We start from the raw sequence: 21,088 nt of genomic DNA, 5'->3' as shown, positions 1-21,088 counted from the left end.
CTTAAGGGATCTGTTTTTCAAAATAACCGGCTAGAATCTGCTTTCCGAGTTCTACCCCCGGCTGGTCATAGGTATTGATCTGCAGTAATACACCGGCCAACGACGTCAAAAGCTCATAATAAAGGATCATCTCTCCCACCGATCCTTCATCCAACCGTTCCCATGCAATCTCATCCACGCTCGTACCGCTTTGCAAAACGCTTTGCATCGTCGCCTGACATTGGGCATTAATCAATTCATTAAAGCTGATCCCATTTACAAAATCACTCTTCTCAAGATGTTTCAAAGAGAGTTCCGGGATCATCAAAGCCTCTTCCGAATGGTTGATATGCATAAAGGTGACGCTTTTATTCAGCGGCCCCTCTACGATCAGCTGTAAAAAAGAGTGCTGATCAACCGATCCGATCAAAGAGATCGGAGTCAAACCGACCCGTTCTCCCTGACGGTTACGTTTACCCAACGATTCCCCCCACAGCTGCACGATCCATTTGCCGAACTCTTCGAATAAATCGGAATAGGCAAACAAAACATTGATCGGCATGCTCTGCGCATTCGAAATATAATAAGAGGCTTTTTGAATCAGATGCTCCTCTTCACGGTTCCAAAATCGGTTTAGAAATCCATCGGCCCCTTTTAACAAAGCCATCGTATCAAAACCGGCCAGCGTAAGCGGCACCATCCCCACCGCACTCAATACCGAAAAACGGCCGCCGACATTGGCCGGTATGACGAAACGGCGAAGGGTGTTTTCATCGGCAAATTTGGACAAAATAGACCCCTCGTCGCTGATGACGATAATCTGTTTTGAATGTTCCACTTTCAGATCAAAACTCACAATCAGCCGTTTAAATATGGAGAGGGTCTCAACCGTACCGCCCGATTTGGATATCACCATAAAAAGGGTCCGTCGCGGATCGATCTGGGACATTTCACTCAGGATACTGACCGGATCGGAGTTTTCAAGATAAATGATTTTTTTGGCATTGGGAGTCTTTGAACGAAGAAGGCGATCAATGGCTTTGATCCCGAGAGAAGAACCGCCGATACCGATCACGGCAATGGTGTGGTAATGACGTTCAATCTCTTCGGACAAGGGAGCCAACCCCTCTACGAGAAGCTGCGAATCGGCCGCAAGGGTATAATACCCGACCTCTTGGCTGAGTGCTTCGCGCTTCAGCGCCTCATACCCTTGTTCAAGGGTATGAGGGTCCAGTGTTTTCGTATTAAAATGGTTCGTATACTGAGGCATTATCGATTACCGATCAAAACGGTCATATCGACAAGACGGCTGCTGTATCCCCACTCATTATCATACCAGGCTAAGACCTTCACGGTATTACCGTTCACGACACTTGTCATATCGGGTACGTACGTCGCACTGTAGGTAGAGCCGATAAAATCGCACGATACGCGCTTCTCATTATCCACTTCTAGTAACCCTTTGAAAGCCCCCTCGCTTGCTGCGGTAAATGCGGCATGAATCTCCTCTTTGGTTACCGATTTCGCAAGGTTGACCGTCAAATCGACGACCGAAACATCCGGTGTCGGAACCCGCATCGCATAACCGTTCAGTTTTCCAAGCAGATGCGGCATTACCTTGCCGATCGCCTTGGCCGCTCCCGTAGAGGTTGGGATCATATTCAAAGCAGCAGCGCGTGCACGGCGGGGATCTTTAGCGTGTTTCACATCCAAAACGTTTTGGTCATTCGTATAGGAGTGAATTGTCGTCATCAAACCGTTTTCAATCCCGAACGCATCGTCAAGTACTTTACAAATCGGTCCTAAACAGTTGGTGGTACAGCTCGCATTGGAAATAATCGCTTCCCCTAGATATCCATCAGAATTAACCCCGTAGACATACGTCGGTGCATCATCTTTGGCAGGTGCCGACATGATGACTTTTCTGACACCGTTTTTCAAATGTTTTTGGCAGCTTTCCACATCCAAAAAGACTCCGGTACACTCGATCACTACTTCAGCACCCGCACTCCCGAAATCCACTTTGTCAATATCGCGCTCACGAAACATTTTGACGTTTTTGCCACCGATGGCGATCGTATTGTCATCGATAACTTTCGCATCAATTCCGCGATGGACACTGTCAAATTTGAGAAGATATTCTAACATGTCCGGTTTTGCGGTCGTATTGAGGGCGACCAATTCGATATCGCTGCGCTCCGCAATAATTTTCGCGACGATAATTCCGATTCTTCCGGTTCCGTTAATTGCTACTTTGAGTGCCATAGTGACTCCTGATTTATAAAAAATTAAACATATCTTATTTTAACAAAAAAACTTTACATTCGGATTACAAACAGTAAATTTATCCCAACATAGGGGAGATTGTTTCACTTATGCCTCCTCTAAGAGGATTTGCCAAAAAAGGGGAGAGGTCAAGAGGGGTGCAGTATCACACAAAGTGATACAGATGCAAAGATGGTCACCTTCGGAGAATTATTGGCGCTTTGCAGGGTATAAAAGGGTATTGATCTTCTCATAGAGATCCAAAACTTCCCCTTTTTTTTCAAAAAAGCTGTTTTTATTGGCAATGAGGTGGGTGGTCGACTCCATAATCGTCTCAACCACTTCCAAACCGTTTTGCTTCATCGTACTCCCTGTCTCGACGACATCCACGATCATATCGGCCAATCCGACCAGCGGTGCGAGTTCGATCGATCCGTAGAGTTTGATAATATCGGCCGCAACGGCGCGTTCGGCAAAATAGCGTTTGGTGATATTGACCATCTTCGTCGCGACTTTGATCTCACTTTTGGTGAAATCGGGCTTCTCACCCGCACGCATCCCGATGGCAATACGGCATTTCCCTTTTTGCAAATCCAGCAGCCGAATCACATCGAGTCCCTGCTCTTCAAGGGTGTCAAGCCCCACGACTCCGATATCGGCAGCCTGATGATAGACATACGTGGCTACGTCTTGATTGCGTACCAACAAAAATTTAAAATGTTCCGTTTGCAAGATCAATTTACGATCATCGAATTTAAAACTGCTTCCGAAAATCGATTCGAAAATCTCCAACGTCTCTTCGGCAATCCGCCCCTTTGGCAATGCGACACTCAGCATACTTACCCTTTTTCGATTAGCTTTTTCATCCCTTTGAAGATCAGCGCTTCATCCACAACCGACCCCTCCAAAAAAAGAGAAATCCGCCGCGCATCGCCTCCGGTTACATAAATCGGTTTTCCCAGCCTCTCAATCTCATGAATCAGAGGAGCCAAAAACCCAACCGTAAGTGCATCAGGGGTATTTTTCGCCATTATAGTCAAATCAACCTCAAAGTTAAATGACACGTCCAATGCCGGTGACAATCTAGCGTACGCTTCCTGCGCCGCACGCAGCCCAAGCGAAATAAATCCCCCCTGATACCTCCCCTCTTTGACCACATCAACGGTAATGGCACTCCCCGCATCGACGATCACCCCATCATCAACCGCTTCACATGCCATAATCCGATCCATCCCCATCGTCGGATAATAGTTCTCCCATCTGACGTATTCGCGCATATCGTGCCAATTCGAATAGCCTTGAAGACGTTCATTAAACGCACCGTTCACACTCACGTAATGGACCGAACCCTCTAACGACGCGGGATCAAAATCATCTACCCTCCACTTCGTACGTTTCCCCTCACGGTACACATCAACCGAGGTATTGCCAATATCACAGTATATCATGGTGGTATTATAGCTTACGGTGCATTCATTTATCCGATAAACTATCGCGGCAATTTAATACTGAAAACGGTTTCTTCCCCTTCACTGCTCACCTCAAGTGCACCGTTGCAACGCTCTTTTATCGTTATTTTACTCATATAAAGTCCCAACCCTGTACCGTTAGTTTTCTGTTTGGTCGTAAAATAAGGGGTAAATATCCTATCCCTCACTTCCGGTACTATCCCCCCTGCGTTATCGTGTATCCGAATAATTGCAAATTGTTCGTCATGATCCAGAGTGAGCGTCAGGATACGTTTGTTGATTTTTTTTTCTTCAAAAGCGTCAAGCGCGTTTTTGAAAATTGTCAGGAGGACCTGGACCACTTCATTACGATAGGTCGCAACTTCGAGATCTTGGACAATCATCTGCCTCAACGCAACACCATTGTTTTTAAAGGCATGATCCATCAGATTGACGGCATGTTGGAGCAATTTAGAAACAGCCATCCGTTCTTTCGGTTTATTAGGATTGGACAATTCTCTGTAATCCGAAATGGTTTGGGATAAATGTGCACATTGCTCCTCAATGTGCATCAGATTGTTGATAAGAGACTTATCCTCCACTTTTTTCATCATCTCGGTCAAAAGGATCTGAGATGCAATGGCATTAATTATGGCTAACGGCTGACGCCATTGATGCGCAATCATTGCAATCATCTCTCCTAACTGTGCTTGACGCGCCTGCATTTTAAAAAGATTTTCATGTTCAAGCTTTTGTGTTATATCGCGTGCGACTAGAATCAATTTACCGGTTGCATTGCCGAAGCCGGAAATAATGATCTCGATAATTTTACTTTTTATAGAATTTTTCATCGTGACTGAGCACTCTATTATGTTTGTCTGCTCTGCTGATGCTAGGTAATACGAGAGATCATTTTCTTGAAACAACAAAGGGTATTCAAGGATACTTCTCCCAATAAAATCGTCTCTCTCCGTTTCAAAAAGGGTCAAAGCCATATCGTTACAGTCAATAATCATAGTGTTATTCAAAATTACAATCGCTTCATACACTGAGGCAAAGAGCGTTCGATAAAATTGTTCACTCTCAACAATAATATCGAGATAATTTTGTGTCATCTGTTTCTCTTCAGCCAGTTTTAGCTCTGCCGTTTGATGTGCAATGGCGTGTTCAAAACTCTCCAATGCATAGCTGATATCTCTTGCCATCTCTTCCAATAGCTCTTTGGTGGACGTATCAAAAGCGTTGATCGATGAAGTATAAAGGGTAAAAACCGCGACAACCTTGCCGCCGTATTCAAGCGGCAAGGCGGCAGAACCACCCCAGCCAAACTCTTTTCCCCGTTCATGCCAGGGCTCAGTCGCTGGATCATTCGCAAAATCTTGACACCAAAAAGGGCGATGGTTATGAAATGCATATCCTGTCGGACCGCGCCCAAATACATCAGAAGAATCGGCAGAAACAATCAACCCTTCGAGATAGCTTCCTCCCTCCCCATAATACGCTACCGGTTTAATAAAGGATCCCGCTTGATCCGGTTTGCCGATCCACGCCATTTTCATACCGCCGAAATCGACGGCATTCCGACAGAGAATAGGGAAAAGTTCTCCTTCATTTTTGGAGCGGACAATGGCTTGGTTGCATTGGCTCAAGGTAACGTAGAGCTGTTTAAGCCGTTCATTATAGGCGATGAGATCGTTCAATCTCCCTTGCATTTCACTCAACCATCCCAATACACTCCCCTTATCTCTCTCGTCAATACCTATCGGAAGTGAAAAGTCGCCTCCACCGATCCGGGTGATGTTATCATGCACATCCGTGACCGACCCGCCCAAGATATGATTCAAGGTTTGATTCAGCCTCCATAGCATAAAGAGCAAGAAAAAGCCGATAAGGACAAAAATAATTCGTAAAATTAAAGCGACCGTTTTGGCGGTATGAATCGCCGCGACCGTCCGCTCGTTCATAAGGCGATAGAATTCGTCAATCGGTTTCATAATAGAGGCTTTAGCCTGATGATACGCTGCGTCATGCAAAAGTCCGAGGGCTTTTTGTTTTTGGATCATCTTCTGAGAATCCGACCCTTGGGACTCGATCAGTTTCATGGCGGCATATTCTGTCCGGGTAAGGAGATCCGATTCTTTTTTAGCTTCCGAAAGTTTTGCCAATTCGATCTCGCTAAAGCCTGCCTGACGCATCCTTTCGAGTAGAGATAGCGTTGAAGAAGCAAAAGGGCGTGGACGTTCGTCATCCAATCCGACCAAATCCCAATAAATGTTTTGATACATCAGCGGACGCGGTTTTCTACCGTTTCGAATATCCAATATCTCTTGATAATGTTTTTTATAGATGGGATTGTCCGTTACGACATACGTTCGAACCATTCGCGTTAAATCATCCGAAGATTGACGCAATTCATCCGCAAGAGTAAAAGAGTACAAACGCATTTCGTTGGCCCGATCAATCTGCTTTTCGGAATACACGTAAACACCGAAAAAAATCGCAAAAAGGATTAATACAATCAATGTTTGCCAAATCGTTCGAATGAATAGAGCCGAGTCTGTGTGCGACGTCATGATCCTCCTTCAAATAAGTACAAGACAACCGTTCCTCAAAGATGAGACCCATGTTACCCATATACCGGAAACATAATTTTAAAACATGCCCCGAATTCTGTATTATAAGCGATTAATGAGCCATGCGCGTGTTTTTCTACAATTGTTTTAGACATGTAGAGTCCGATGCCCGTCCCATTCTTGTCCATTTTTGTACTAAAGTATGGATCAAAAATTTTGTCGATTATTGCCTCCGGAATTCCGCCGCCATTATCTTCTATCTCAAAATAGCTCATGTTCTCTGCACAGAATACTCGAATCCATATGGTCGGTTCAGCCGCTGACGTATCATGCAAGGCATCATCTGCATTTTTGAGCAGATTAAGGATCACCTGTCTCATCTCACGCGGATAGGTCATAAAGGGGTCATCGTTTTTAAAAGTTGTATCCACCGTAACCCTTTTGCTGATTAAAAGAGGATTGATGATCATGAGACATTCGTCCAGTAATTCTTTCCACGTCGACAGTTCTTTTCTCTTATCTTCTTTGAAAAAATTTCTAAAGTCATTGATGGTATCGGAAAGATCCAATGCCATATCACTGATTAAATCAAGTTTTTCACTAAAATGCTCTTTATCGTATTGATCCATCATCACTTCAAAACTCAACAACCCCGAAACGGCTGAGATAGAGGCCAGAGGCTGACGCCACTGATGGGCTATCATATTGATCATCTCCCCCATTGCGGCATGACGTGACTGCATCATCATCAAATCGTCTTTATTTTTGAGCTCCGTCACATCCATTGCAGAGGAAATAACGGCTTTTTTTCCATTAATAATACCAAACGGCGCGGAACTGAACTGCCACGTTATTTTTGATCCTGATTTACTGTAAAATGAAAACTCCCCTTCATCGACTTTTTGCGTAATTGTAAAGAGATTGCGGATATGTGCTTTGACGACCTCTTGATTTTCTTTATAAACTTTATCAACCCAGATATCGGTTGTCGGAGTTTCTTCATAGGTATAACCGCAAAGATCGATCCAGGTCTGATTGATTTTTATAATTGCACCCTCTTCAGTATGGACAATAATCGGATTGGGAGCCGTATTGATCATGTTTTCGAGTTCATTATTGAGTTCTCTGATTTCAGCAGTCATGGTACGCGCCATAGTTTGTGCCTGCTGCGTCGTTCGAGAAAACGAGAGAAGCACAAGCAACACCAAAAAAGATATGGGCAAACCGGCCAGAAGGATAATTCGAGAGTGTTCCTGATCCGTTGCGGATTCAAAGGAGGGAAGGGTTTGAAAAATGACCGTCCACGTCCGTCCGTACATTTCGAGAGAAACAACCTTTTTAAAGAGCGATTTTTCATCCACCGTAGAACCGGAGGGTCTTTCACTCTCGTAAAGTAAATTTTCATCTTGAACGAATCTACCCTCATAAATTTTCACAGCGATATGAGGATCTTTACTTGCCAGAACTTCAAGGATCAGATCTTTAGCACGAAAAGGGGCATAAACAAATCCTTCAAGCTTCTCTTTTCTTTGTGCTAAAGACAACAATTCACCCCGCGTATGATAAAACGGTACATACATCAAGAATCCGGCTTGAACATCGTTTACCTGTTCTTGTATCAATCTCACTTTGCCCGAAAGAGCTGTTTGGGCGGTATCCCGTGCACGTATCATGGCCTCCTGCCGCACCGGATGGGAAAACATGTCATACCCGATAGCCCGTCGATTTCTCTCGTCCAGCGGTTCAAGATAGATAATCGAATGGTACTCCTCCCGTTTTCCGGAGGGGTAAACCCTATAGTCTGGACATCCTTCAGCGCGCATACAAACGGTATGTTCAGCAAGTTGTTCCGGCAGAATCACTTTGGAAAAACCAACCCCCTGAACACCGGGGTAATGTTCAGCAAGATTCAGAGTTGAGATATAGATATTCCATTTTTGACGGTTCATCCGCTCAACCGTGTTTAGTAATGCGGCACTGCTTTGCAGCATAGTTTCATACGAGTGCATCCGTGCACGGATCTCATGAACCGTTTCATCGACAGAAATTTCAAAGCGGTTTTTAGCTTTATCTATTGCATCTTCACGTGCATTCAACCATAATAGCAACGTAACACTAATCACAACAAAAAAACCGAACCATGCAACAATCACATATTGGGATAAGAGGAGGAGTACACGATGAGAGGGGATATCAAAGAGCTTTAAATTCACGGATCAGCTCTATTTGGCGGTTGGCAAGATAGCCGCGTAATTTTTCTTCATCAAGCGCAAAGAGTTCAAAACGAAAGACCACGTTAAAATTTCGTTCCAAACGGTCAACTCGGTAAACAGTTGCATCAAACAATAGATTGATCGGCTGTTTACCGGTTTCCAATACGATAGAAATGCGTACCGTCTCACCGGTAGAGAATCCGCCGGGAAGAGCGTCCATCTCGACTTTAACCGAAGAAATCGAAATATCGACAATCCGGGTTTTCCCAAAAAACTTGATGTTATTCAAAAACAGGGTAACACTGTGCCGTTTTTCTTCCGGTTCAAGACGAATATTGGCTCTTTGATTCGCACTCTCCTGCACAAATTGCATCTCGGAAAAGGTGACGCTTTGTTCATCGAAATTGATTAGACCAGCGGATTTGCACCAAACCCCATAAGGAAAAAGTTCAGAAGTGATTGTCAGATTATTGGAAAGTTTAATCGCTTTGAGCTGTGAATAGGCCGTCTTTATGACAATTTTATTGTTATCAATTTTCATCAAGACGCCGCTGTTTATAATGGTCAAACCACGATAGAAATTGTGCAGTTTAACCTCTGAAGCATTCTCTTTTATCACTTTCATAAGATTCATGACGGCACTGCAATCTTGAAATCTTTGATCATTTTTGGTTGCATTACTGTCAAAGAGCATCATCAAATTTAAATCCGTGATATCATCAAAAGAGAGGATGACAAACCCCTCTTTATCCGGAATTATCCTCAGCTTCATAATCAGATGCCGGGCTTCTCCGGCATAATTACGCACTTTAGTGTGAAACAGTTTTCCCGGATTATCGAATGCTGTTTCATACCATCCCACCTCAGCACTTCCATACAAAAAGCCCTTGTGTTCCAAAAGCAGCTCTCGAATTCCTCCATGATATTCCATAAACCCATCAAGATTATCGGCACCGAAAAAATCAAGAAACTGCCGATTGACGAGCATAGGCTCCCCTCCCCTCAACATCATCAAAAGGTTATTTTGATAGTTGAAAATATCGGTAAGCTGCTTTTCAAAAATCCGTTCATTTCGTTCGTTATGGATCGAAAGGACAGCATGGTGCAACGTACTCACCAATAAAGGGACTTTTGTCGGTTTTGAGAGGTAGCGAAAGGCTCCGATCTCAATCGCTTCATACAAATACTCTTTTTCATCAAAAGCAGAGAGAAAGATGATACGGATATCCTTATTCTCTTTTTTGATCACTTTTGCTAAATCAAAACCGCTCATCCCGGGCATATTGATATCCGTCAAGATGATATCGGGAAGATGCTCAAGATAGAGCTGATATCCGTGTTCTCCATTGTCGGCACACACCGTTTTGGTGAATAGTTTTCCCAAGAGTTCCGACACCCCTTCCCTTAACCCCTTATTGTCTTCAATATAAAGGACTTTAAGGTCTGATCCGAACGTTTTAATCTGTTGGACGATTTCATTCATGCCAAGCTCATATCAGGGTATATCCGATGCGCGGCAGATTACGGATATTGTGTTCATCCCCCATTTTTTTACGAAGTCTTAAAATCAGATTCTTTAACGCACCATCGGACATCTCTTCTTTTAAAATATGTGAGAATGTATTGCGTGTAATAATTTGCCCTCGACGACCGATGAGAAGCTCCATCGCATTAATTTCATTTTTGGTCAATGCAATTTTCTCCCCCTCTCTAATTAAAACTTTCGATTGAAAATCATACGATACCGATTCGTTTATCATTACGAGTAAAAAACCGTGCAATTTCAATCGATCAACGGAAGAAGCAAGAACATTGATCAAACCATTCAAAGCAATCGGTTTTTGAATATAATCGACAAGGTTAAGTGTGCATGCCGCTAAAAGATCTTCGGTCGCAATCGAACCGGATACAATGATTATCGGAATATGGGGATTCATAAGCCGTATCTTCTTCGCGACATCGATTCCGCTAATGTCTCCCATATAAATATCCAGAATAACGACATCGACATGATGGTTCTTGTACACGCGTAACGCATCCGTACCATTGGTCACGGAGTAGACTTTGTCCACCAGCAGCTTAAGCGTTTTAGCGGTTATTTCACATAAAACCGTATCATCTTCAGCGTACAGTACCGATAACATTTTCATTTCATTCATTTTTGTCATTTTCTTTTTATCCTAAGAGAGTTCTTACAGAACTCTCTTTTAAACGTGCTTTGAGCAAAGCCCAAAGCACTACGCTGGCCGCTATGGCACTAAAGCTTGCCTCTTCGAGGCAGAAAACTTCTTGCATAACAAGGTTATGCAGGAAGTCTAATCTTTATATTCTTGTGCAATCGCTATAAATCGATCCAGATTATCCATAAACCTATCCACCAGATTCGGATCGAAATGTTTGCCTCGCTCACTTTGGATAAACTCAATAATGGTATCCAACGGCCAGGCAGGCTTGTATACCCGTTCGCAGCTCAATGCATCAAAGACATCGGCAAGTGCGGTAATACGTCCGTAAATATGGATTTGTTCGCCGCTAAGCGCTCTGGGATAGCCCGAACCATCCCATTTTTCATGGTGTTCATGGGCAATGACCGCAGCAGCCTGAAGCAAAGGGCGTTTCGAGTGCTTGAGGACCTGATACCCCAGCGCACTGTGCGTTTTCATAATCGCATATTCATCTGCCTCCAGTTTGCCCGGTTTAAGCAAAATACGGTCAGGAATTCCGATTTTGCCGATGTCATGCATGGGTGAGGCACGGTAAAGAAGTGTGATCTCTTCGTCATCAAGACCGTACAGCTGACCGAGTAATCTCGAATATTTTGCCACTCTGCGTACATGGTTTCCGGTCTCTTCCGATCGGGTCTCTCCAATCTCCCCCAACAAAGAGAGCATCTCATGCTGCGTTTGCCAAATCTCTTCATTCAGATCGAAGAGTTCGGTAACATCGTAGCTGATACTGATAAAATCGATAATATTTCCGAACTCATCCAGAATCGGTTTGATCGTGGTATCGGTGATATAATAGCTCCCCTCTTTTTTTAAATTTTTGATCGTTCCATGCCAGGTCTGTTTCCCCAGAATCGTTTCCCAAAGATCCGCGTAGAATTCCGATGTCATCTCCGGATGGCGGAGGATAGTCTCCCCTTTGGCTTTTATGTCATCCCAGTTATAGCCACTGGTAGTGTAAAACGCGTCATTAGCATAGATAAGATCCCCCGATAGATCCGTTTTCGTAACAATCATCGAGATATCAACCACCTCTTTATACTGTTCCAAAAGCGTTGTTTGATGCACCAGCTCTTGTTTGAGGTTAGCGGTAAACTCTTCCACTTTTCGGGCATTGTAAATGTTTCGAACGACTTCATAAAGGACCTGAATGATTTGATCGGTTTTCATCGGCTTAAGGAGGAACTGTGCCACCCCCAAATTGATCAGCTCCAGCAGATAACTGCTCTCTTCGCACGCTGAGGTGACGATAACGGGCTGATTTGGATTCAGCTCTTTTATGTTTTGAAGCATCACAACCCCATTCATACCCGGCATCAAGATATCGGTAATAATCAGATCAAATGCCCCCTTTTTATAAAGGGCAAGCCCCTCCTCGCCGTTGGCAGCCGTTTCAATGTCCGTAAAAAATTTCGCAAAAAGCAATCGGGTATTTTCACGGATTTGCGCCTCATCTTCTACATACAAGAGACGTATCCCCTGAGCGTACAACGTGAGCTGAGACAAACTCTCTTTTGATATCATATACCCCCCCCTTCACGCGGCAATTTAATGGTAAACACGCTTTTCACCCCTTCACTTTCCACCTCCAGCAAACCGTTGCAGTGATCTTGTATAACCATTTTGCTCATATAAAGACCCAATCCTGTGCCATTGTTTTTCGTCTTTGTTGTAAAATAGGGAATAAAAAGCTTATTGATGATTTCAGGCGCAATCCCTCCGGCATTGTCGGCAAAACGGATAATGCCATACTCATCATCACGGTCCAGAGTAATCAAAATTTGACCGTCGGAGATCCCATGCTCTTCAAAGGCATCCAGGGAATTTTTCAACAATACAATCACGACCTGAAGGATTTCATTGCGATAGGTCAAAAGGGTAAAATCGTGTTTGATCATGTGTTCAATCCTGATTCCGCGATTTTTGAGCGTATGATCGATAAGGCTCAGTGCATTTTTGATCAGGAGAGAGATAGTGAACTGTTCTTTAGGCTTATCGGGGCGAAAAAAATCCCGATACGCCGAAATCGTTTGGGAGAGATGGGTACTTTGTTCCTCTATTTTTATCAAATTATCGATAAAAAGAGGATCACTCTCATCTTTCATCATCTCAGTGAGTCGCATTTGAGAGGTTATCGCATTAATAATGGTCAACGGTTGACGCCATTGGTGGGCAATCATCGAAATCATCTCTCCCATTTGTGCCTGCCGAGTGTTCATCCTTAAGATTCGTTCCTCTTCCATCTTTTGGGTAATATCACGAGCGATCATTACCAACTTGTTTTCACTATTACCGCCAAAGCCGGAGAAAGTAAACTCGACAATTTTTGTCGTACAGTTGGGATACTTCAACGTCAATGAACACTCTGCCGTTGCGCACTTGCCCTGATAAGCGGTGTTGAGGTAAAAATCGAAACTGTTTTCCTGACACTCGATATAATCGGCGGTATCAAAAATATTTATCCCGATCAACGCTTCTCTCGACATCCCAAAAAGACGAATCGCTTCTTCATTACAGTCGATAATCGTATTATTGTATAAGATACAAATAGCCTCACTGACAGAAGAAAAGATCGTTCGATAAAATTCTTCACTCTCTTTGAGCTTCTCCTGCGTAGAACGGATATCGGTGACATCTTCACCCGAACCCAATAGCCCGATTAGCCTCCCATCGGGATCAAAGAGTGCCGTATTTCGCCATGCAATCAGCCGTTCTTCCCCGCTTTTCGTTAAAACAGGATTTTCATAATAGAAAGGTTCCTCCGAAACTTGCATAAAACGGTCCGATACGGCATCCACATCACTCCGAAACCGTTCCGGCAAAAAATGATCAATCCAATTTTTTCCGATCACCTCATTGACCGGATAACCGATCACCTCACACCCTTTTCGATTGATTAATTGGACATTTTTATGGGTATCGACGACCACGATCATCACATCCACGATATCCAAATATTTTTGCGCCGTCTCTTTTTCCGATCGAAGGGATTGCTCAAATTTTTTACGTTCGGTAATCACACGCGATGAAGCGTACAGATACGAGGTTCCATCCATAACGATGCGATGGGCCGTGATCTCCACATCCAACAAGCTCCCGTCCTTACGACAAAATACCGTTTCAAATGTCGTAGGAATTTCCGATAGAGAGTCAAGGGCATCTTGTATCTGTTCAAGGGACAATTTCATTTCCCAATCGTAGACGCTCAGCGTTTTTGCCTCATGCTCATCATACCCCAATAGCTGAATAAACGACGGACTGTATTCGATCAAATTCCCCTTGGAATCAAGAATATGGATACCGTCAATCGAAGCTTCAAGGACTCTGTTAAGCCAGGAACGACTTGATTCGAGGGCAACCGTATTGTGCTGAAGCATTTTACGGCTGCGAAACAGTTCCAGAATAATATAGAGAAGAAAAAAACAAAACACTAAACCGCTCAAGGTTAAAAAAATAGGATAATGGCTGTCGGTAGCGGCATCAAAGCGGGGTGAACTGGAATAAAAAACATCCCATTTTTTCCCGCCGATCAAAATCGTTTGATGTAACCTATGTTGCGAAACATAGCCCGAGGGGGTAAAAGAGCGGTATAAAAGATTGCTCTCGGAGTGTTTTTCACCGTCGTAAATCTCAAACAGGAGAGAATCGTCATGAAGACCGATAGCCCGCATCAGATCCTTCATCCGAAACGGGCTGTAGACAAATCCTACCAACGCTTTTCGGCGTTCTTCAATTGTCTCTATTTTTTTATCCGTTTTGTAAAAAGGGAGATACATCAAAAATCCGGCCTGCACATCCGAATCAATCTCTTGGAGTAGCTTCACTTTCCCGGAAATGGCTGCCAAGGCGGTATCGGCAGCTCTTTGCATAGCGGCTCTACGAATCGGTTCGGAAAACATATCGTATCCGATAGCGTTTCGGTTACGCTGATCGAGCGGTTCGAGATACAGTATCGCACTGTAGCGATCCCGAACCCCTTTTGGTGTCAGTGTAAAGGTGGGGAATCCTTCGAAACGCATCTGCACTTCGATCTTTTCCACCTCTTCGGGATAAAGCATCATCGAAAATCCGATCCCTTGAACTCCCGGATAATGTCCTGCGGGATCGAGATTTTGGACGAAACGGCGCCACTCCTCTCGGCTGACATAATCACTCCCTTGCAAAAATCCGACACCGCTGCGTAAAGCATTTTCATACCGTTCGATACGCCGCTCAATGGCATTAAGATTCTCGTATGCATGATGCTCAAACAGATTCTGTGCGCGATTTTCAAAATAGTGTTGTGAAAATTTCCATACGACCGCTACAACAACGACCGAAAAAATCAACCCTATGTAGGTTATGTATTTGCTATTTAGAATATCGTTTCGTAATAATGGAGCCAGGTGTACTTTTTTAATCATCTACTAACCTTGAGTCATTTAAACATTGGGTTAAAACTCTTTAAAATGTTATAAAATTTAGATATTTTATTCATTATATGTCTCAAAAAAGTCACAATTTGTATTTTTAACCAAATACTAGCCAATAATGAGTGTCATTCTTTAGTTCTTCTTCCCTCCGGTCGATCGAGTTCCCTACAGCACCTCATGCGCGAGGTTTAATAAAGATTTATTCTCATCAAAGGGCGCTAACGTCTTTGCCATCGGATGACAGCCCAGCACCGTCTCTTGAAGATTATGCTTTTGCACATGGGTATAGATTTGGGTGGTAATCAGCGACGCATGCCCCAGAAGTTCCTGAACAACGCGCAAATCTGCCCCTCCCAAAATCAATGCCGTCGCATAGGAGTGGCGCAGTGCGTGCGGGGAAACCCCCAGATACTTTTGGACAATTTTAAAGGCCGAAATACGACTCAGAGGTTCTCCCCGGTAATTGAGCCACATCGTACTTTTGAAATAAGGAGAGGCTTCTTGATAGCTGTGTAACGCCTGTAATGCCTCGTGCGCGATGGGGACATAGCGCTCTTTTTCCCCTTTTCCGTGCCGCACCCGAAGCCACTCCCCTTCGATATCCCCCTCTTCAACCCCCAAACATTCACTGATCCGCACCCCGGTCGCGTATAAAAAAAGGATAAGGGCATAATCGCGCATCCCGATCCATTCCCCCCTGTCGATGTGTTTCAACCCCGATTGAATGGTTTCGTAGGTAAGGTATTTCGGAAGATTTTTCGGTATTTTAGAGAGGGAAAATTTGGAGGAGGAAGAGGTGAAGCGGTGACGGTGGCAAAAGTCTAAAAAAGAGTTAAAAGCGGAGAGCTTACGATTTAACGTCCGCTTATTGGCAATATTCCCCAGTACACCGAAAACAGCATTGGAATCCAGCGTTACGAGAGCGCCTCCCGCCGCCGTCTCGATCTCGGACAAATCACCCCGATACGCCTCGATCGTTCGCGGGCTCAGCGCTTTAACGACGGTGATGTATTCGATAAATGCTTCGAGCCCCGGTGACATTACTTGATGGTAATGTAATGATCATCAAAATAAAATCGTCCCTCACCGACAAAAATTTTATTCTCTTTTTCCATATCAACAGAATAGATCTCGTATGTCGACAGATCTTTCGTCAATGCGACCATATACCCCTGCTCTTCAAGGAGATAAACATGATCGTTATACACATTGATCCCGACAAAATGGGCAAACGGAAATTTTTTCTTTGCCTTTAATTGCAAAGAGGGACTCAATGCGATCACCTCCCCCTGCTTCGTCGTCATCCAGATTCCGTCCGCCGTGTAGGTGATATTGCGAAGATCGTATTTCTCACGCCCCTCTTTTTGGGAAAGGGCCAGAATTCCGTTTCCGGTCGCGGCGATGAGGTTCTCTTCAATAACCCCCAGATAGGTGACATTATTAAAATACTCTTCCGAGCTGATCACCAGCGATCGAAGAACCTGTTTGGTTTCGGAATTGACGATGACCACTTTGCCATCGAGCGTTAAAAACAAAACCAATTCTTTAAGAAAATAGGGATTCGCTATCCGCGCATCCACAGCGACCGGAGCGTTTGAACTCTCTTTAAAGAGGAGCTTTTTGGTCTCAAGCGAATACAAAGCCATCTCGTTGTTCGTGAACAAAATTGCTGCCGTATCCCCTTGAACCGTAGCGGCGGCAACACCCCTCTTCATATCGAAGGTAATGGTACCGTCCGTTCCCTCTTCAGGAAGCAATACCAGATGCCCTTCTTTGTTTTCGGTGATAATCCATCCGTCACTGACGTTAATCAACCGGAAATCTTGGGGAATCGCAACTGTTTTCTCCCCCTCTTTGGTTAAGAGACGGCCGTTTTCCAAAGATGCCGCCGATTGGGAGACTTCCCGGATCGGTGCACTCAAACGGCCGGAATTTTTCCACGTCCCTTTCACATTTTCAGGTTTGAAAATCTCTTTATGGGAACATCCGCTCATAAGCATCATCGCGGCAATCAAAGACCCGGAAACTATAATCTTCATTATTTTATTCCGTAGTGAGAGAGTGAACGCCCCACGGAATACATTGGCGAATCTTCCGGTATCAGGGCGATTTTTTTATGCGCTTCCTCTACATTCCCTTGCTGTAATGCCATAACGGCCAATTCGACCAAAGCGAGATCTTTGTACAAAGCCCCCTGCATTTTGGTATACCCTTCAAGGGCACCTTTGTCCTTTTTGATGGCGGCCGCTTCATACGCAGCGATATCAGCGACCCCCAAAGCATCCGAATGTTTCAAGGCTTCCAATGCAGCGGCATCGTTTTTTCCGATGGCTTGAGAAAGCATCCACAGGTCGTACAATTTAGGATTGTCATTTTTGAGTATTTTTAACGCTTGCGCATCCGTCGGATTGGACTGAAGCGTATTGAAAGCGACATTTGAACTCTCAATTTTGCTATTGGCATAGGCCTGATAGGCTATAGCACCCCCTGCAAATAATAATAAAGCAGCAACCCCCGCCATTAAAGGTTTCTGATAGCGTTTGATAAAACGTTCCGTTCGAACCGCACTTTCAAAAAATTTTTCTTCGGAATTCAGCTCCTCTTTAAGGGCCTCCATATTCTCTTTTAGACTCAAAAAATGCTCCTGATTATTATCATAATGTGTACAATGATATCTTATGATTCGTTAAAAATTTGTAAACCGACCGAATCTTCCTTTTTTTTTGGTACAATCTTCTTCAATTTACCATAACATGATGAAAGGGACCCATGCAAATTGATGAAACCTTATTGCAACGGCTAGAAAAACTATCGTATTTACAAATTCCCGAAGAACAGCGTGCGCAGATGATTGCACAACTAAGCGAGATTGTCTCGTTTGTCGATAATTTATCCGAACTCACCACCGAAGGGATTGATCCGACATTTGCGATGGACAACGCTTCGACCCCACTGCGCGATGACAGCAGCTACGTAGAACGTTCAATCAATGACGATATCTTTGCCCATGCCCCCCATGCAAAAGAGCACTTCTTTATTGTTCCCAAAATTATCGAGTAACGGATGATTTGTATTTACGGAATTAAAAATTGCGGCAGCGTTAAAAAGGCGTTCCAATTTTTTGATGCACACGCCCTTGCGTATACTTTTCATGATTTCAAATCTGCCCCGGTTTCCCGCGACGTCATCCGAAATTGGGCTCACTTGAGCGATGTAGCCACACTCTTCAACACCAAAGGGACGACCTACCGAACCTTGAATTTAAAATCGCTCAACCTAGACGATAACGGAAAGATTGAGTGGATGGCGCAAGACAACCGTCTCATCAAACGCCCCGTTATCGAGTATGAAGGCAAATTGCTGATCGGATTCAACCCATCCCAATACGAAGGAATATTTTTAGCATGAGCACCCCTTTAGATATCCATAAGCTTCTTAAAAGTGTTGTTGCCTACAAGGCATCGGATTTGCACCTCGTCAGCCGTTCCGAACCCCAGATTCGTATTGACGGACGTCTGGTGGCACTTAACCTTCCCATATTAGACGGAAAAGGGATCGAAGAGATGGGGTATTCCCTTCTGACCGAAAAACAGAAAAAAGCGTTTGAAGAGAACAACGAACTCGATTTCTCAATCATTATCCCCGATGTCGGCCGGTTTCGTGCCAACTATTACAAAACGATGGACGATATCGCCTGCGCGTTTCGTATCATTCCGGTCAATATCCCCTCACTCGACGATCTGAATGCCAAAAAAATCTTTAAAGAGATTATCAAACGGGAAAAAGGGCTGATTCTTGTCACCGGGCCTACCGGAAGCGGTAAGTCGACGACCCTTGCCGCGATGCTCAACGAAATCAATCTAAGCGAATCGCGACATATCATTACCGTCGAAGATCCGGTTGAATTTGTCCATACCAATAAAAAATCACTCTTCTCCCACCGTAACGTCGGGAGCGATACGAAAAGTTTCTCAGCCGCTTTGAAATACGCCCTGCGGCAAGACCCCGATATCATCCTGATCGGGGAGATGCGAGACCGTGAAACGATCTCAGCCGCCCTCACCGCCGCAGAAACGGGTCACCTGGTTTTCGGAACCCTGCACACCAACTCCGCCCCTCAGACAATCAATCGTATCATCGACGTTTTCTCGGGTGATGAACAGCCTCAGGTACGCGCACAGCTCTCGACATCGCTAATAGCCGTAGTCTCCCAAGCGCTTCTTCCGAAAATCGGAGGGGGACGGGTCGCCGCACAAGAGATTATGATTACCAATCCGGCCATCTCCAATCTTATCCGTGAAGACAAAGTGCATCAGCTCTACTCTCAAATGCAGTTGAATCAGCAAGTGACCAACATGACGACCCAGACGCAGGAAATCGTAGAATTTGTCCGCAAGAAAATGGTCAGCAAAGATACGGCCATACAGTATTCCAACAAACCGGATGAATTGATCCGTATCCTCAGCGCAACCTGATCGCGCACGCTCGCCGAAGAAAATCTTCCTTCTTGGCCCGAAAAGCGGATAAAATCCGCACTTAACGATGCGCTTCCTTAAGGGTATCGGCGATTAAAAAAGCAAGTTCAAGCGATTGATCGGCATTGAGTCTCGGGTCACAGTGGGTATGGTAACGGCTTTTAAGATTCTCTGATGTGATTTCAAAAGAGCCTCCCAGACACTCCGTCACATTTTTCCCGGTCATCTCCAGATGAACTCCTCCTGCATACGTCCCCTCCGCTTTGTGAACTTGAAAAAACTGTTTCATCTCTTTGAGGACGGCATCTACCGGACGGGTTTTGTACCCGTTGCTGGTGATCGTGTTTCCGTGCATCGGATCACAACTCCAGAGCACTTTTTTCCCCTCTTTTTCAATCGCACGAATCAGTGCAGGCATTCCGTCGGCTACTTTATCGGCGCCCATACGGACAATAATATTTAAACGCCCCGCTTCATTATTCGGGTTAAGAACATCGCACAAACGGATTAGATCCTCCGTACTCATGGAAGGACCCGCTTTGATTCCGATCGGATTTTGGATTCCCCGCATAAATTCGACGTGGGCACCGTCAAGCTGCCGCGTCCGGTCACCGATCCAGAGCATGTGAGACGATACGTCGTACCATTCGCCGGTCAATGAATCCTGACGGGTAAAAGCCTCTTCGTAATTCAAAAGGAGCGCTTCGTGAGAGGTATAAAAATCGGTCTCACGTAGTGTTCGGTAGGTATCCGACGTGATTCCGCATGCCGCCATAAAGCGAAGGGAATCATCAATCTGACGCGAAAGGTCATCGTATTTTTTTGTCAGTTCGTTTTGTCCCACAAACCCGAGGTTCCACGCATGAACCTGATGAAGATCGGCCAGTCCGCCCGATGCAAATGCACGCAGAAGATTGAGTGTCGCGGCCGATTGGTTGTACGCTTGTACCATCCGTTTCGGATCCGGAATACGTGCTTCCGAAGTAAAATCGGCACCGTTGATGATATCCCCGCGATAACTCGGCAACGTTATCCCCTCCACCGTTTCCGTATCGGATGAACGAGGTTTGGCAAACTGCCCCCCCAGACGCCCCACCTTAACGACAGGGACCCCTCCGGCGAATGTCATAACAACAGCCATTTGCATGATAACTTTAAACGTATCACGGATATTATGGGCATGAAACTCTGAAAAACTCTCGGCGCAGTCACCCCCCTGAAGCAAAAACGCTCTCCCCTCGCACACATCGGCAAGACTTTTCTTCAACGTACGCGCCTCCCCGGCAAAAACAAGCGGCGGATAATTACGAAGTTGTGCCTCAATTTTTTCCAGTTCAGCTACATCAGGATAGGTAGGCTGCTGTTTAATCGGTTTCTCTCTCCAGCTCGATCGGCTCCAAACACTCATACCATCATCTCCTATATTTATATCGTTCAAAAAACGTTTATTTATTTTAAAGTATCCGAATTTTAGCGTTTTATCCTAAAAAGGGACTGA

General features: G+C 44.7%; 17 protein-coding genes. 3 read left to right on the top strand and 14 right to left on the bottom strand.

Going from position 1 to position 21,088, the window contains the following annotated elements:
- Nucleotide 1 precedes the first annotated feature (1 nt).
- The 13 genes from M0P91_RS14355 to M0P91_RS14295 all read right to left on the bottom strand — a co-directional run bounded on the left by M0P91_RS14355 (nt 2) and on the right by M0P91_RS14295 (nt 17,750).
- Nucleotides 2–1,249 (bottom strand): glucose-6-phosphate isomerase, encoded by a 1,248-nt coding sequence (locus M0P91_RS14355; RefSeq protein ID WP_295068942.1) that lies wholly within the window; start codon nt 1,247–1,249, stop codon nt 2–4.
- A complete protein-coding gene (gap, locus tag M0P91_RS14350) occupies nt 1,249–2,244 on the bottom strand; it encodes a type I glyceraldehyde-3-phosphate dehydrogenase (protein WP_295068941.1) in 996 nt (331 codons plus the stop codon). Before gap ends, M0P91_RS14355 begins: the two co-directional genes overlap by 1 nt.
- Before the next feature lie 210 nt (nt 2,245–2,454).
- Entirely contained in the window at nt 2,455–3,081 is a 627-nt protein-coding gene (hisG, locus tag M0P91_RS14345; RefSeq protein ID WP_295068938.1) for an ATP phosphoribosyltransferase, read from the bottom strand.
- A 2-nt stretch (nt 3,082–3,083) separates the two neighbouring features.
- On the bottom strand, nt 3,084–3,692 hold the full coding sequence (locus M0P91_RS14340; RefSeq protein ID WP_295068936.1) for a type III pantothenate kinase: 609 nt from the start codon (nt 3,690–3,692) through the stop codon (nt 3,084–3,086).
- Between the two features lie 41 nt (nt 3,693–3,733).
- Nucleotides 3,734–6,265 carry a GAF domain-containing protein gene (locus M0P91_RS14335; RefSeq protein ID WP_295068933.1) on the bottom strand — a complete coding sequence of 844 codons (2,532 nt, stop codon included), beginning with the start codon at nt 6,263–6,265 and terminating at the stop codon, nt 3,734–3,736.
- Nucleotides 6,266–6,318: 53 nt separating this feature from the next.
- The gene (locus tag M0P91_RS14330; RefSeq protein ID WP_295068930.1) at nt 6,319–8,478 is read right to left on the bottom strand and encodes a CHASE domain-containing protein; all 2,160 of its coding nucleotides are present in this window, start codon (nt 8,476–8,478) and stop codon (nt 6,319–6,321) included.
- Nucleotides 8,459–9,961 (bottom strand): response regulator, encoded by a 1,503-nt coding sequence (locus M0P91_RS14325; protein ID WP_295068926.1) that lies wholly within the window; start codon nt 9,959–9,961, stop codon nt 8,459–8,461. Before M0P91_RS14325 ends, M0P91_RS14330 begins: the two co-directional genes overlap by 20 nt.
- Before the next feature lie 7 nt (nt 9,962–9,968).
- Nucleotides 9,969–10,637 (bottom strand): response regulator transcription factor, encoded by a 669-nt coding sequence (locus tag M0P91_RS14320; RefSeq protein ID WP_295068924.1) that lies wholly within the window; start codon nt 10,635–10,637, stop codon nt 9,969–9,971.
- 156 nt (nt 10,638–10,793) lie between these two features.
- Nucleotides 10,794–12,227, bottom strand: coding sequence for an HD domain-containing phosphohydrolase (locus tag M0P91_RS14315; protein WP_295068921.1), 1,434 nt, complete (start codon nt 12,225–12,227; stop codon nt 10,794–10,796).
- Nucleotides 12,224–15,106: a CHASE domain-containing protein gene (locus M0P91_RS14310; protein WP_295068919.1), complete on the bottom strand. Its 2,883-nt coding sequence runs from the start codon at nt 15,104–15,106 to the stop codon at nt 12,224–12,226. The genes M0P91_RS14315 and M0P91_RS14310 overlap by 4 nt, the downstream gene beginning before the upstream one ends.
- A 174-nt stretch (nt 15,107–15,280) precedes the next feature.
- A complete protein-coding gene (locus M0P91_RS14305; RefSeq protein ID WP_295068917.1) occupies nt 15,281–16,156 on the bottom strand; it encodes a tyrosine-type recombinase/integrase in 876 nt (291 codons plus the stop codon).
- Nucleotides 16,156–17,154: a hypothetical protein gene (locus M0P91_RS14300; RefSeq protein WP_295068914.1), complete on the bottom strand. Its 999-nt coding sequence runs from the start codon at nt 17,152–17,154 to the stop codon at nt 16,156–16,158. Before M0P91_RS14300 ends, M0P91_RS14305 begins: the two co-directional genes overlap by 1 nt.
- Nucleotides 17,154–17,750 (bottom strand): hypothetical protein, encoded by a 597-nt coding sequence (locus M0P91_RS14295; protein WP_295068912.1) that lies wholly within the window; start codon nt 17,748–17,750, stop codon nt 17,154–17,156. Before M0P91_RS14295 ends, M0P91_RS14300 begins: the two co-directional genes overlap by 1 nt.
- 134 nt (nt 17,751–17,884) lie before the next feature.
- Between M0P91_RS14295 and gatC the strand changes: the two genes are divergently transcribed.
- The 3 genes from gatC to M0P91_RS14280 are packed head-to-tail and all read left to right on the top strand — an operon-like array spanning nt 17,885 to nt 19,590.
- Nucleotides 17,885–18,175, top strand: a complete 291-nt coding sequence (gene gatC / locus M0P91_RS14290; RefSeq protein WP_295068907.1) for an Asp-tRNA(Asn)/Glu-tRNA(Gln) amidotransferase subunit GatC — start codon at nt 17,885–17,887, stop codon at nt 18,173–18,175.
- 3 nt (nt 18,176–18,178) lie between these two features.
- Nucleotides 18,179–18,523 carry an arsenate reductase family protein gene (locus M0P91_RS14285; protein WP_295068904.1) on the top strand — a complete coding sequence of 115 codons (345 nt, stop codon included), beginning with the start codon at nt 18,179–18,181 and terminating at the stop codon, nt 18,521–18,523.
- On the top strand, nt 18,520–19,590 hold the full coding sequence (locus M0P91_RS14280) for a type IV pilus twitching motility protein PilT (RefSeq protein WP_295068901.1): 1,071 nt from the start codon (nt 18,520–18,522) through the stop codon (nt 19,588–19,590). Before M0P91_RS14285 ends, M0P91_RS14280 begins: the two co-directional genes overlap by 4 nt.
- Before the next feature lie 61 nt (nt 19,591–19,651).
- On the opposite strand, the gene M0P91_RS14275 is transcribed toward M0P91_RS14280, so the two are convergent.
- Nucleotides 19,652–20,998, bottom strand: coding sequence for a class II 3-deoxy-7-phosphoheptulonate synthase (locus M0P91_RS14275; protein ID WP_295068898.1), 1,347 nt, complete (start codon nt 20,996–20,998; stop codon nt 19,652–19,654).
- Nucleotides 20,999–21,088 lie beyond the last annotated feature (90 nt).

The sequence above is a fragment of the Sulfuricurvum sp. genome (assembly GCF_023229695.1).
Classification (GTDB): domain Bacteria; phylum Campylobacterota; class Campylobacteria; order Campylobacterales; family Sulfurimonadaceae; genus Sulfuricurvum.
Note: the sequence above shows the minus strand (reverse complement) of the source record. Positions and strands in the feature narration are given on the sequence as shown.